The organism is Ancylobacter sp. TS-1 (assembly GCF_009223885.1).
Lineage (GTDB): Bacteria > Pseudomonadota > Alphaproteobacteria > Rhizobiales > Xanthobacteraceae > Ancylobacter.
In genome coordinates, this window is record NZ_CP045144.1 from 3791301 (window position 1) to 3805136 (window position 13836).

Genomic DNA, 13836 nt, shown 5'->3' on the forward strand with positions numbered 1-13836 from the left:
GTAGAGCCGGGATCGGCGTCCCTGTTTGCGCGATCCCGGACCGGCCTTCGGCCGTCCGGGATGACGTGCCATGACCTCGATCCTCCTCGAAAACGTCACCCTCACCCGTGGCGGGCGCACCGTGCTTGATCGCGTGTCGCTGGAGCTTTCCGAGCGGCGGGTTGGGCTGATCGGCACCAACGGTTCGGGCAAAAGCTCGCTGGTGCGCCTGTTCAACGGCCTGCTGGCCGCCGATGCCGGGCGCGTCGTGGTGCACGGAATTGACGCGGCGGAGCAGGCGGGCGAGCTGCCCGGCAAGGTCGGCTTCATCTTCCAGAACCCTGACCACCAGATCATTTTCCCCACCGTCGCCGAGGAAGTCGCCTTCAGCCTCGAACAGTCGGGCATGCCGCGCCGCGAGGCGGCGAAGGCGGCGGTGCCGGCGCTGGAGCGCTTCGGCCGCGCGCACTGGGCCGAGCGGCCGGTGCACGCGCTCTCCGAGGGCGAGAAGCAGTTTTTGTGCATCATCGCCGTGCTGGTTATGGAGCCGGCGGTGCTGGTCTTCGACGAGCCGTTCTCCAGCCTCGACCTGCCGACCCGCCGGCGGCTGGAGGCGCTGATCGCCGGCCTGCCGCAGCAGGTGATCCTCGTCGCCCATGAACTCGACGCCTTCGCCGGCTACGACCGCGTGGTCTGGCTGCACGAGGGCGGGGTGCGGATGGACGGCGCGCCGGGCGAGGTCGTCGCCGCCTACCGCGCCTTCGCGGAGGCGCTGGTGTGATCTCGCTCTATCTCGCCCAGCGCACCTGGCTGCATCGCATCTCCGCCGGCTGGAAGCTGCTGGCGCTGGCCGTCATCAGCCTGGCCATCACGCCGGTCGAGAGCGTGGCGGTGATGGCGGGGCTCGTGGTGGCGGTGCTGGCGCTCTATGCCTCTCTGGGGCGGGCGGCGCTGGCGCAGATCGCGCTGCTGCGCCCGCTCTGGATGCTCTTCGCGGTGCTTCTGGCGCTGCACTGGTGGAGTGGCGACATCCTGCTCGGCGTGCTGGTCATCCTGCGCATCCTCGCCATGGTGCTGCTGGCCAATGCCGTGACCATGACCACCCGCATGGACGCGATGATGGACGCGGTGGAACCGCTGCTGCGCCCGCTGGCGCTGTTCGGCGTGGCCCCGCGCCGCGTCGCGCTGGCGGTGGCGATGATGATCCGCTTCGTGCCGCTGCTGTTCGCGCTGTGGGAGGCGCTGAACGAATCGTACCGCGCCCGCGCCGGCAGGCGCGGCGGCTGGCGCCTGCTCGCGCCTTTCTGTATCCAGACAGTGAGATTGTCCCACCATACCGCCGAGGCGCTTGCCGCGCGGGGCGGCGCACCCCGGGGAGGCCACCGATGAAGGACCGTTCGCTCGTGCAGATCGCCCTCTATGCCGCGATCTTCGCCATGCTCGGCCTGTTGCCGCGCTTCGATCTTCCCTTCGCCGGCGGCGTGCCGATCACCGCGCAGAGCATGGGGGCGATGCTGGCGGGCGTGATGCTCGGCGCCTGGCGCGGGGCGCTCGCCATGGTGCTGCTGCTGTTCGTGGTGGCGCTCGGCGCGCCGCTGCTGGCCGGCGGGCGCGGCGGGCTCGGCGTGTTCTTCTCGCCCTCGGTCGGCTTCATCTTCGGCTGGATCGCGGTGGCCTTCGTCGCCGGCTGGATCATGCAGGCGCTGCGCAGGGCGCCGGTGTTCCCGGCCGCGCTGGTCGCCGCCGTGGTCGGCGGCATCGTGGTGATGTACGCCTTCGGCATTGCCGGCATGTCGCTGGTCGGCGGCCTGTCGCCGCTCGACGCCGCCAAGGCGTGCCTGATCTTCATTCCCGGCGACACCATCAAGGCGGTGCTGGTGGCCCTCATCGCCCAGACGGTGGCGCGCGGCATGCCGGAAGCGCTGCTCTCGCGCAACGCCTGACCATGGCGGCGCCGATTGTCGGCGCGGATGTGACGGCGCTGGCCCGGCAGGCGCCGGAGTGCGCCGCGCTGGTGTGCGACGACGAGGTGCTGGGCCGCGCCCATCTCGCCGGCCGCGTCGGCGGCCTCGCCGCGTGGCTGGCGGCGCGCACCGCGCCGGGGGCCGGCGTGGCGCTCGCTCTCGGCAACGCGCCGGCGCTGGTGGAAAGCTTCCTCGCCTGCGCGGTGAGCGGCCGGCAGGCGCTGGTCTACGATCCCGCCTGGCCCGACACCTACCGCGACGCTATCGACGCCGCTCTGGCGCCCGCCCTCACCCTCGACGCGGTGCCGGACGTCGCCGCCGCGCCGCTGCCGCTGCCGCCGTCGCCCGACGCGCCGTTCTATGTCGGCTTCACCTCCGGCTCGACCGGCACGCCGAAGGGCTATCGCCGCTCCCACCGCTCCTGGATCGACAGTTTCGCGGTCAGCGCCGCCGCCTTCGGCCTGAGCGAGGCCGATGTGGTTCTGGCGCCGGGCGGGCTGGCCGCCTCGCTGCACCTCTATGGCGTCGTCCACGCCCTGCACATCGGCGCGACGGCGGTGATGATGCGCCAGTTCCACCCGCGCCGGGCGCTGCGGCTGATCGAGCGCCACGGCGTCACCGCGCTCTACGCCACGCCCACCCAGTTGCAGATGCTGGTGGAGGCGGCGCAGGGCGAGAGCTTCCCCTCGCTGCGGGTGCTGATGATCAGCGGCGCCAAATGGCGCCCGGAGACGCGCGCGGCCACGATGGCGCTGTTCCCGAAGGCCGGCATCGCCGAATTCTACGGCGCCTCGGAAACCAGCTTCATCACCATCGCCCATCCGGGCGAGGGCGTGCCCGCCGGCTCGGTCGGGCGCGCCGCGCCGGGCGTCGCCCTGCGCATCCGCGACGCGAACGGGCGCGACCTGCCGGCCGGGGAAGCGGGCGCGATCTGGGTCGGCAGCACCCTGTTGTTCGATGACTATGCCTGCGGCAGCGCGCCCGAGACCCGGCGCGAGGGCGGCTTCCTCACCATCGGCGACCATGGACGGCTCGACGAGGCGGGGTTCCTCTATCTGTACGGGCGCGAGCGGCGCATGCTCGTCACCTCGGGGCTCAACGTCTACCCGGAGGAGGTCGAGACGGTGCTCGCTAGCCTTTCCGGCATCGAGGAGGCGGCGGTGTTCGGCCTGCCCGATCCGCTGCGCGGCGTCGAGCTGGTGGCGGTGCTGCGCGGGCCGTTCGACGAGCCCGCCCTGCGCGCCGCCTGCCGGGCGCTGCTGCCGGCGGCGAAGATCCCGCGCCGTTTCCTCGCGCTGGAGGACTGGCCGCGCACCTCCGGCGGCAAGGCCGATTTGCGCGCGCTGGAGGCCATCGCCCGCGAAAGACTCGCGCGATGAGCGCCGCCTTCATCGTCAGCGCCCGCCGCACGGCGGTGGCCCCGCGCGGCGGCGCCTTCCGCGCGGTGGAGGCGCATGACCTTGCCGCCCCGGTGCTGCGCGCGGTGCTCGACGATGCCGGCCGCGCGCCGCACGAGGTGGAGCACGTCATCCTCGGCAATGCCCTGTCCGGCGGCGGCAATGTCGCCCGCCTCGCCGCGCTGGCCGCCGGCCTGCCGGCGACGGTGCCGGCGCTGACGCTCGACACGCAATGCTGCTCCGGGCTCGACGCCATCCAGCTTGCCGCCCGCATGGTGGAATCGGGCGCGGCGGAGCTTGTGCTCGCCGGCGGGGTGGAGAGCTTCAGCCGGTCGCCTTTGCGCGCCGTGCGGCCGAAGGCGAAGGGCGAGGCGCCGGTGTTCTATGATCGCCCGCCCTTCGCGCCATGGCCGCTTCCCGATCCCGACATGATCGAGGTGCTGGCGCGGGCGGCGCGCGGCATGAGCCGGGCCGAGCAGGCGGCCTTCGCCATTGAGAGCCACCGCAAGGCGCTCGCCGCGCGCGAACGGCTGGAGGCGGAGATCGTGCCGGTTGCCGGCCTCGGCTTCGACAGCTTCACCCGCGCGCTGACCCCGCGCCTGTGCGCCCGCGCCCCGGTGATCCATGGCGAGGGCGAGAACGCGCTCGATGCCACCGGCGTCGCGGTGGAGGCGGATGCGGCGGCGGTGGTGCTGGTAGCCTCGCGGCAATGGGCGGAGCGGCGACTCCATTTAGGCCGCCCGGTGAGCGAGGTGTTCTTCGCCCGCTCCTTCGCCGCCGCGCCGGACGACCCGCCGGAGGCGATCGATTGGTCGCTGGTGGAAACTGCCTATGAGACCATCCTCATGGACCTTGACCGTCTCCACGACTGCGGTGTGAGGCTGGAGTGGAGCCAGATTCCCGTGGTCGAACTGATGGAAGCCTCGGCCGGGCAGGCGCGGGGGAATTGCGCGCGGGCCGGCCTCGATCCCGCCCGCATCAATCGCGGCGGCGGCGCGCTGGCGCGCGGTCATCCCATCGGCGCCTCGGGCGCCATCCTCGCCGTGCGGCTGTTCCACGAGATGGCGGGGGAGCCGCCGGACACGCTCGGCCTCGCCGCCATCGCGGCGGCCGGCGGGCTCGCCAGCGTGCTCATGTTGCAGCGCGTCTAAGCCCTTGTTTGCCGCGACCGCCTCCAATGTGCAGGATGCGGAACGAATCGTCCGCAGAAGACGGTCATCCACACCCGGGAGACAGGACCAGCCAGGCCGCATGAACGCGATCTCCTCCCGCCAGCAGGACATACTCGTGCTGGCGCGCGCGCAGGGGCGGGTCAGTGTCGAAGACCTCTCCGCGCGTTTCGAAGTCTCGCCCCAGACCATCCGCAAGGACCTCAACGATCTTTGCGTGCGCCGGCTGATGTCGCGCGTGCATGGCGGCGCCGTGGTCGCCTCGGGCGTGGAGAACCTCGCCTATGAGGCCCGCCGGGCCATGGCGCTGGGCGCCAAGCGCGCCATTGCCGAGGCGGCGGCGGCCATGGTGCCGAACCGCGCCTCGCTGTTCATCAACATCGGCACCACCACCGAGGAGGTGGCCCGCGCGCTCGCCGACCACGAGGACATGCTGGTCATCACCAACAACCTCAACGTGGCGACGCTGCTCTACCGCCACCCGAAGATCGAGCTGATCATGGCCGGCGGCCCGGTACGCCACGCCGACGGCGCGGTGATCGGCTCCTCGGCGGTCGATTTCGTGCGCCAGTTCCGCGTCGACTACGCCGTCATCGGCGCCTCGGCGATCGAGGAGGACGGCACGCTGCTGGATTTCGACTACCGCGAGGTGCAGGTGGCGCGCGCCATCATCGACAATGCGCGGCAGGTCATACTGGTCGCCGACCGCTCCAAGCTGGAGCGCACGGCGCCCGTGCGCATCGGCTCCATCGGCGAGATCGACACCTTCGTCACCGACACGGTGTCGTCGCCCGAGCTGCGTAACGTCTGCCAGCGCGAGCAGGTCGAACTGATCGAGGTCGGCAGCCTCGACGACGAGGCGTTCTGAGCCCGGTCTCCCGCCTGCGCAGATACAACCGGCGGGTGGCTGGCCATCGCGGCCGGCTGCCATAGATTTGCAACGGCCGATCTGCCCGCGCACGGGATCCGTTCGGCGCGGGACGCCGTTCCCCAGGGAAGGCGCCGCGCCGTCGAGCCGGAGGAAGACCACGATGGAACTGCGCCGCCTCGGACGCTCCGACATTCTGGTTCCGCCGCTGTGCCTCGGCGGCAATGTGTTCGGCTGGACCGCCGACGAAGCCACCTCGTTCCGCCTGCTGGACGGGCTGTTCGACGCCGGCTTCACCTTCATCGACACCGCCGACGTCTATTCGCGCTGGGTGAGCGGCCATGAGGGCGGCGAGTCCGAGGCCATCATCGGCCGGTGGATGAAGGCGCGCGGCAACCGCGACAAACTCGTCATCGCCACCAAGGTCGGCGGCGATATGGGGCTGGGCAGGGTCTGTCTGAAGCCGGACTACATCGTGCAGGCGGTCGAGGCGTCGCTGGCGCGGCTGCAGACCGACCGTATCGACCTCTACCAGTCGCACTGGGACGACCCGGACACCCCGTTCGAGGAGGTGCTCGGCGCCTATGACGGGCTGATCCGCGCCGGAAAGGTGCGGCTCATCGGCGCCTCGAACCTGTCCGTCCCCCGGCTTTTCGAGGCGCTCGCCGTCGCCGCGCGCGAGAAGCTGCCGCGCTACGAGACGCTGCAGCCGGAATATAATCTGTGCGCACGCGCCGGTTACGAGGCGGAACTGGAGCCGATCTGCCAGGCCAACGGGCTTGGCGTCATCACCTATTTCGGGCTCGCCGGCGGCTTCCTGACCGGCAAGTACCGCACCCCGGCGGGCGCGCAGAAGAGCGTGCGCGGGCGGGGGCTGGTCAATAAATATCTCAACCCGAAGGGGCTCGGCATTCTCGCCGCGCTCGACGAGGTGGCCGCCGCCAGGGGCGCGACGCCGACGCAGGTGGCGCTGGCCTGGGTCATGGCCCGCCCGAGCGTGACCGCCCCCATCGCCAGCGCCTCGCGGCTCGAACAGCTCGGCGAGCTGATCGCCTCGGCGGCGCTGCACCTCACCGCCGGCGACATCGCCCGGCTGGATCAGGCCAGCGCGTGGAAGGAATAGAGACATGACACGGCGTAGCCCCGCGCAGATACGGCGTTTCATCGAGGCGGGGCGCGGGACGGCGCCCGCCGACCTCGTCATCAAGAATGTGCGCCTGCTCGACGTCATCACCGGCGCGCTCACACGCACCGACATCGCCATGGTGGGCGACCGCATCGTCGGCACCTACGACACCTATTCCGGGGCGCGCGAGATCGACGGCGAGGGGCTGTTCGCCGCCCCCGGCTTCATCGACACCCATCTGCATGTCGAATCCTCGCTGGTGACGCCGCTGGAATTCGACCGCTGCGTGCTGCCGCACGGCGTCACCACGGCGATTTGCGACCCGCACGAGATCGCCAACGTGCTCGGCGCCGAGGGTATCGCCTGGTTCCAGCGCTGCGCCGAGCACACCATCATGGACCTCAGGGTCCAGCTTTCCTCCTGCGTGCCGGCGACCGCCTTCGAGACCGCCGGCGCGGCGCTCGCCGCCGCCGACCTCGCCGCGCTGCGCGGCCACGCCTCCGGCATCGGCCTCGCCGAGTTCATGAATTTCCCCGGCGTGCTGTTCGCCGACGCGGGCTGCCTCGACAAGCTCTCGCTGTTCTCGGACGGGCACATTGACGGCCACGCGCCGCTGCTGCGCGGGCGCGACCTCAACGGCTACATCGCGGCCGGCATCCGCACCGAGCACGAGGCGACCTCGGTGGAGGAGGCGCGCGAGAAGCTGGTGAAGGGCATGACCGTGCTCATCCGCGAGGGCTCGGTCTCCAAGGACCTGCACGCGCTGATCCCGCTGATTTCGGCCGACACCTCGGCCTTCCTCGCCTTCTGCACCGACGACCGCAACCCGCTCGACATCGCCGAGGAGGGCCATCTCGACTACATGATCCGCGAGGCGATCAAGGGCGGCGCGCCGCTGCACCATGTCTACCGGGTGGCGAGCTGGTCGGCGGCCAACGCCTTCGGGCTGACCGATCGCGGCCTGATCGCCCCGGGCCGGCGCGCCGACATCGTCCTTCTCGACGATCTGGAAGCCTGCTCGGTCCGCCATGTGATCAGCGCCGGAAGGCTGGTGACGCCCGAGCTTTTCGCCGCGCGCGCCCATGTGCCGCCGGTCGGGCTCGATTCGATGAAGGCCGAGCCGGTCGAGGCGGCGGATTTCCGCATTCCGGCCACGTCCCGCGCGACGCGGGTCATCGGCGTGGTGCCGGGGCGCATCATCACCGAGGATCTCACTTTCGACCTCGCGGTCATCGACGGCGAGAAGCACGCCGATCTCGACAAGGACGCGGTGAAGGTCTGCGTCGTCGCCCGCCATGGCGCGAACCGCAATATCGGGCGTGGCTTCGTGCATGGCTTCGGCATGAAGCGCGGCGCCATCGCCTCCTCGGTCGGCCATGACAGCCACAACATCACCGTGGTCGGCGCCGACGAGGCCGACATGGCGGTGGCGGTCAACCGGCTGATCGAGTTGCGCGGCGGCTTCGCGGTGGCGGAGGGCGGGCAGGTGACGGCCGAGTTGGCGCTCCCCGTCGCCGGGCTGATGGCCGACACCTCGTTCGAGGAGGTGCACGACGCGCTGATCCCGCTGCGCGCGGCGGCCAAGGCGCTCGGCGTGGTGCTGCCCGAGCCCTTCCTGCAGGTCGCCTTCCTGCCGCTGCCGGTGATCCCGCATCTGAAGATCACCGATTTCGGCCTGTTCGACGTGAACGCCTTCGCGCTGATCGAGGGGTGAGGCTTCCGTCATCCCGAACGGTCCGCCCTGCCTACACGACGTCATGGCCGGGCTTGATCTTGGTATTAGGTTACGTTGCGGCTACCGGCTCGATCATTATACAATTGTGGGGCAATTCATGACCGATGAGGAGGACTCTACAAAACTCCCGGCTCAAGCCCATGGTTCTTTTGGGTATCACGTCGCTAAGGCGTCTTTAGGCGCATTCGATGTTGTCTTGCCGGGACTTGGTTACACACTTCAGCAGTTTGCGGACACGGTCGTTGGGGACCCGTTGCATAAGCGGCAAGCCGAGTGGCTCTCTGGTCTCGCAACCGGCTTGGCGGAAATACGCGAACGCCTCGGCACCTTCGACCCTGCGTCGCTGAACCGGAACGAAGATTTCCTGTCGGCTGTAGCGTTCGGGATGGAGGCGGCACGACGAACGCACAGGGCAGAAAAACTTCAGGCGCTTCGCAACGCCGCGCTCAACATTGCGTCTGGAATGCAACTGAGCGATCTTTTATTGGGGTCGTTTCTGGCGCACATAGAAAGGTATTCTCCTGCGCATATTGCAGTTCTCCGCGCTTTGTCAGATCCCGGCTCTAACGAAGAATTAGTTAAATATTATGAATCGGTTGACGAAACAGTAAGTATACCTTACGCAATCGGGTTGGCATTTCCAGAGATTGGAAATGTAGAGGTGGATATTATTCTATACATGCTGGGTTCTGATGGGTTGGCCGAGAGCCCGCGATCGGTGGGCATAAGTAAGGCGGCGATTTTACAGAGAAGAACGACTCTCGCTGGCGAAGCTTTTCTGAAGTTCATATCTGATCCGACGTAAGCCGCGCCGATTGTGGAGAATCGAACGATGCGGGTTGATGCAGCCTAGGGACCGCGCCGCCCTCGAGGCGGCCGATGGCTACTGTCTCGACCTGGAACCGGCTCCCTCTCCGCGCCACCGGCCGGCCCTCCCGTCGTGCGCTTCGATCTGCTAGACCCGCCGGGTGATCCGTGAGGCCCGCCGCTCCGCAATGACCCGCCTGCGCTCGACCGTCTTCCTCATCCTGCTCGTCCTGTGGACGCTGCTGCTCGCGGCCACCATTCCCTATTACGCGCTACGCCGCGATCCGCCCGCCACGCGGCGCTTCTCGCGCGTCTGGGCCGGCGGCGTGCTGGCGCTGCTGCGCCTTGTCGGCGTGTCCTGCCGCACCATCGGCGAGGGCAACCGGCCGGACGGGCCGGCGCTCTATGTCGCCAACCACCAGTCGACCTTCGAGACCATCGCCGCCGCCAGGCTGGTGCCGGACGTCGCCATCGTGCTGAAGGAAGAGCTGTACCGCATCCCGGTCTTCGGCTGGTTCCTCAAGCGCTCGCCGATGATCGCCATCGACCGGGCCGGCGGCGGCGCGGCGATGAAGAAGATGTTCCGCGAGGGGCGCGAGGCGGTGGCGCAGGGGCGCAGCCTGCTGATCTTCCCCGAGGGCACCCGCCAGCCGGTGGACGCGCGCGCGCCGATGCAGCGCGGCGTGCTGCTGCTCTACAAGGCGCTGGGCGTGCCGGTGGTGCCGGTGGCCCACAATGCCGGCCTGTTCTGGCTGGCGCGCAGCTTCGCGATACGGCCGGGCACCATCACCGTGTCGTTCCTGCCGCCCATCCCGCCCGGCCTGCCGGACAATGAGTTCATGGAGCGGATCGGCGCGGCGATCTATGACGAGCGCGACCGGCTGGTGGCGCTCGCGGAGAAAGAGACATGAGCGAGAGCGATACTCCCGGCATCGTCATCGTCGGGGCGGGGCAGGGCGGCTTTCAGGCCGCCGCCTCGCTGCGCGAATCCGGCTATGCCGGGCGCCTCGTCCTCGTGGGCGAGGAGCCCGGCCTGCCCTATCAGCGCCCGCCGCTGTCCAAGGCCTATATGAAGGGCGACGCCGGCATCGAGCAGATCGAGCTGCGCCCGGCCGCCTTCTACGCCGACCATCGCATCGAGCTGGTGAATGCGCGCGCCGTCGCCCTCGACCGCGCCGCCCACCGGCTGCTGCTGGAGGGAGGGGCGAGCCTGCCCTATGCCCATCTCATCCTCGCCACCGGCGCCCGCAACCGCCCGCTCCCCGTGCCCGGCCACGACCTTGCCGGCGTGTTCTACCTGCGCACGCGGGCGGACGCCGATGCGCTCCGGGGGCGGCTGGAGGGCGCGCGCCGCGTGGTGGTGATCGGCGCCGGCTTCATCGGGCTGGAATTCGCCGCCGTGGTCCGCGCGCTCGGCCATGAGGTGACGGTGCTGGAAGGCGCCGGCCGCGTGCTCGCCCGCGCCGTCTCGCCCGAAATGTCGGCGTTCTTCGCGCAGGCGCACGCCGCCATGGGCACCCATCTCGTGCTCGGCGCCGGGGTGATCGGGCTCACCGGCGAGGAAGGCCATGTCACGGGCGTCGAGACGACGGACGGGGCGGTGCATCCGGCCGACTTCGTGCTGGTCGGCATCGGCGTGGTGCCGAATGTGGAACTCGCCGCCGAAGCCGGGCTGGAAGTGGCGAACGGCATCGTGGTCGACGCGCATCTGGCGACCGCCGACCCCTCCATCTCCGCGCTGGGCGACGCGGTGGCCTATCCCAGCCGCTTCGCCGGGGGAATGACCCGGCTCGAATCGGTGCAGAACGCCGCCGATCAGGCGCGCAGCCTCGCCCACCGCCTCACCGGCAGGTTGTCGCCGACGGGAGAGCCCGCGCCCTTCGAGGCCGTGCCGTGGTTCTGGAGCGACCAGGCCGACCTCAAGCTGCAAATGGTCGGCCTTGCGGCGGCTACCGATACCGCCGTGCTGCGCGGCGACCCCGCCTCGCGGCGCTTTTCGGTGTTCCGCTTCCGCGACGGCGTGCTCACCGCCATCGAGAGCGTCAACCGCCCGGCCGACCACATGCTCGGCCGCCGCCTGCTCGCCGGCACGCCGGCGATCACGCCGGAGCAGGCGGGCGACGAGAGCTTCGAGCTGAAGAGCCTGCTGGGGCGCTGATCGGCGGCCCTCTTCGTCGTCATCCCGGCCGCAGCGGCGCAGCCGCGTAGAGCCGGGATCGCGTATCGTGATCAAGCGATCCCGGATCGGCCTGCGGCCGTCCGGGATGACGAGGAATGGACGGGCGCGCCCATCTCCCCAATGCCGCCACCCGTGCTACCATCGGAAAAACCGCCTCCTTCCGGGTCGTCCGATGGCCTTTTCGCTGCGCCAGCTTCAGTATTTCGTCGCGGTGGCGGAGAACGGTTCCGTCTCCTCGGCGGCGCACACGCTGTCGATCTCGCAGTCGACCGTGACCGAAGCCCTGCGCGAACTGGAGCTCGACCTCGGCTTCAAGCTGCTGGAGCGCCATGCGCGCGGCGCCGATCTCACCCTCAAGGGCCATCACTTCCTGCGCCACGCCCGCAAGATCCTCGGCGACGTGGCGGATGCGCGGCGCGCGCTGGCCGGGCCGGAGACGGCGGCGCTCACCGGGCGGCTGTCGGTCGGCGTCACCCCGCTGGTCGCCGGCTACATCTATTCCGACCTCATCGCCCGCTTCCGCCGCGCCTTTCCCGGCATCGCGGTGGAGGCGGTGGAGGATGCGGCGGACTATCTGGAACACCTTCTGGTCGGTGGCGAACTGGACGTCGCGGTGATGGTGCTGCCGCCCGGGCGCCGCTCCGCCGCGCTCCAGACCGAGGCGGTCGAGGTTTCGCCCTACCGGGTCTGGCTGCCGCTCGGCCACCCCGCGCTGGCGGAGGAACGGGTGAGCCTGCGCGACCTCTCGGGCGAGCCGCATGTGCTGCTGACCATTGACGAAATCGCGGAAGCCTCGGAGATCGTCTGGCGCCGGCTCGGCATCCGTCCGCCGGTGGCGTTCCGCACCCGCTCGGTGGAGGCGGTGCGCTCGCTGGTGGCGACGGGGGCCGGCGTCGCCGTGCTGCCGGACCTCACCTATCGGCCCTGGTCGCTGGAAGGCGACAAGATCGAGGCGCGCACGCTGATCGACGACGTGCCGGCGGTGGAGGTGGCGACCGCCTGGCGGCGCGGCTCGCCGCTCTCGGCCGCCGCCTCCGGCTTCGTCTCGATTGCCGCCACCCGCCATGCGGGGCGGCGCTGACGACGAGTGCCCGCCTGCCGCTGCCAGATCGTCATCCCGGACGCGCCGCAGGCGCGAGCCGGGATCGTCGGCGGCGGAGGCGGGCGATCCCGGCTCTGCGCCCTTCGGGCTTCGGCCGGGATGACGGCGCAAGACTGCCTATCCCGTGCTCATCGGTTTTTCCGATATCGGCCTTCTGATCTTTGGTGTGGCGCGTGCTGCGGGGCGGCGGCACACTTTCCCCAAAGGGCGGTCAGCGCCCGCAGAACAGAGGGAAACAACATGACCACCATTGCCCGTTATCTGCATCTGCCGGCGCTCGCCGCCTGTGCCTCGCTCACCCTCCAGCCCGCCTTCGCCGCCGAGATGAAGGCGCTCGGCAAGGGCGAGGGGCAGGTCGATATCGTCGCCTGGCCCGGCTATATCGAGCGCGGCGAGACCGACAAGGCCTATGACTGGGTGACGGCCTTCGAGAAGAAGTCCGGCTGCAAGGTCAATGTGAAGACCGCCGGCACCTCCGACGAGATGGTGGCGCTGATGAACGAGGGCGGCTTCGACCTCGTGACCGCCTCCGGTGACGCCTCGCTGCGCCTCATCGCCGGCAAGAAGGTCGCTCCCATCAACACCAAGCTGATCCCGAGCTGGAGCACCGTCGACGAGCGGCTGCAGAGTTCGCCTTGGCACACGGTCAACGCCGTGCATTACGGCGTGCCCTATCAGTGGGGCTCCAACGTGCTGATGTACAACACCGAGACCTTCAAGGACGGCGCGCCGAAGAGCTGGAACGTCGTCTTCGAGGAGCAGACCCTGCCGGACGGCAAGTCGAACAAGGGCCGCATCCAGGCCTTCGACGGCCCGATCTACATCGCCGACGCGGCGCTCTACCTGATGGCGCACAAGCCCGAGCTGGGGATCAAGGACCCCTACGAGCTGACCGAGGAGCAGTACAAGGCGGCGCTGGACCTGCTGCGCCAGCAGCGCAAGATCGTGCAGCGCTACTGGCACGACGCCATGATCCAGGTCGACGACTTCACCAATGAGGGCGTCGTCGCCTCCTCCTCCTGGCCGTTCCAGGTCAACCTGCTGCAGAGCCAGAAGAAGCCGATCGCCTCGACCATCCCCGAAGAGGGCGCCACCGGCTGGGCCGACACCACCATGATGCATGTCGACGCCAAGCACCCGAACTGCGCCTATATGTGGATGGAGCATTCCCTCTCGCCGAAGGTGCAGGGCGACCTCGCCTCGTGGTTCGGCTCGGTGCCCTCCGTCCCCGCCGCCTGCAAGGGCAACGAACTTCTCGGGCCGGATGGCTGCAAGACCAACGGCATGGAAGACTTCGAGAAGATCCACTTCTGGCGCACCCCGGTCGCCAAATGCGCCACCCAGGCCGCCGGCTGCGTGCCCTATTACCGCTGGGTGTCGGACTACATCGCCGTGCTCGGCGGGCGGTAGTCCTTCCGTCGGCCGGTCTCGCGGGTTCCTGCTCCCTCTCCCCGGCGGGGAGAGGGGTGGGGTGAGGGGCCTTTCGCTCCGCAGCCTTGCCTCCCCCTCA

The 13836-nt window shown here is 69.7% G+C and carries 13 protein-coding genes; all 13 read left to right on the forward strand.

All coding sequences use genetic code 11. From position 1 onward, the window contains the following. The first annotated feature begins 70 nt into the window (after positions 1 to 70). The 13 genes from GBB76_RS17840 (at position 71) to GBB76_RS17900 (ending at position 13736) form a co-directional block, all read left to right on the forward strand. Positions 71 to 760, forward strand: coding sequence for an energy-coupling factor ABC transporter ATP-binding protein (locus GBB76_RS17840; protein WP_152304549.1), 690 nt, complete (start codon positions 71 to 73; stop codon positions 758 to 760). Continuing rightward, positions 757 to 1368: an energy-coupling factor transporter transmembrane protein EcfT gene (locus GBB76_RS17845; protein WP_152304550.1), complete on the forward strand. Its 612-nt coding sequence runs from the start codon at positions 757 to 759 to the stop codon at positions 1366 to 1368. Before GBB76_RS17840 ends, GBB76_RS17845 begins: the two co-directional genes overlap by 4 nt. After that, positions 1365 to 1922, forward strand: coding sequence for a biotin transporter BioY (locus GBB76_RS17850; protein ID WP_152304551.1), 558 nt, complete (start codon positions 1365 to 1367; stop codon positions 1920 to 1922). The genes GBB76_RS17845 and GBB76_RS17850 overlap by 4 nt, the downstream gene beginning before the upstream one ends. 2 nt (positions 1923 to 1924) lie before the next feature. Next, on the forward strand, positions 1925 to 3322 hold the full coding sequence (locus GBB76_RS17855) for an AMP-binding protein (protein WP_152304552.1): 1398 nt from the start codon (positions 1925 to 1927) through the stop codon (positions 3320 to 3322). Beyond that, positions 3319 to 4491, forward strand: coding sequence for a beta-ketoacyl synthase N-terminal-like domain-containing protein (locus GBB76_RS17860; protein WP_152304553.1), 1173 nt, complete (start codon positions 3319 to 3321; stop codon positions 4489 to 4491). Before GBB76_RS17855 ends, GBB76_RS17860 begins: the two co-directional genes overlap by 4 nt. Positions 4492 to 4591: 100 nt before the next feature. Beyond that, the gene (locus tag GBB76_RS17865; RefSeq protein ID WP_152304554.1) at positions 4592 to 5377 is read left to right on the forward strand and encodes a DeoR/GlpR family DNA-binding transcription regulator; all 786 of its coding nucleotides are present in this window, start codon (positions 4592 to 4594) and stop codon (positions 5375 to 5377) included. Positions 5378 to 5540: 163 nt separating this feature from the next. Next, on the forward strand, positions 5541 to 6500 hold the full coding sequence (locus tag GBB76_RS17870) for an aldo/keto reductase (protein ID WP_152304555.1): 960 nt from the start codon (positions 5541 to 5543) through the stop codon (positions 6498 to 6500). Between the two features lie 4 nt (positions 6501 to 6504). Next, the gene (gene ade, locus GBB76_RS17875) at positions 6505 to 8217 is read left to right on the forward strand and encodes an adenine deaminase (RefSeq protein WP_152304556.1); all 1713 of its coding nucleotides are present in this window, start codon (positions 6505 to 6507) and stop codon (positions 8215 to 8217) included. Positions 8218 to 8335: 118 nt separating this feature from the next. After that, on the forward strand, positions 8336 to 9043 hold the full coding sequence (locus GBB76_RS17880; RefSeq protein ID WP_152304557.1) for a hypothetical protein: 708 nt from the start codon (positions 8336 to 8338) through the stop codon (positions 9041 to 9043). Positions 9044 to 9233: 190 nt separating this feature from the next. Then, positions 9234 to 9956, forward strand: a complete 723-nt coding sequence (locus GBB76_RS17885) for a 1-acyl-sn-glycerol-3-phosphate acyltransferase (RefSeq protein WP_152304558.1) — start codon at positions 9234 to 9236, stop codon at positions 9954 to 9956. Continuing rightward, positions 9953 to 11203 carry an NAD(P)/FAD-dependent oxidoreductase gene (locus GBB76_RS17890; RefSeq protein ID WP_152304559.1) on the forward strand — a complete coding sequence of 417 codons (1251 nt, stop codon included), beginning with the start codon at positions 9953 to 9955 and terminating at the stop codon, positions 11201 to 11203. Before GBB76_RS17885 ends, GBB76_RS17890 begins: the two co-directional genes overlap by 4 nt. Before the next feature lie 193 nt (positions 11204 to 11396). Next, positions 11397 to 12305: a LysR family transcriptional regulator gene (locus GBB76_RS17895; protein ID WP_152304560.1), complete on the forward strand. Its 909-nt coding sequence runs from the start codon at positions 11397 to 11399 to the stop codon at positions 12303 to 12305. Positions 12306 to 12566: 261 nt separating this feature from the next. After that, a complete protein-coding gene (locus GBB76_RS17900; RefSeq protein WP_152304561.1) occupies positions 12567 to 13736 on the forward strand; it encodes an ABC transporter substrate-binding protein in 1170 nt (389 codons plus the stop codon). The last annotated feature ends 100 nt before the right edge of the window (positions 13737 to 13836 follow it).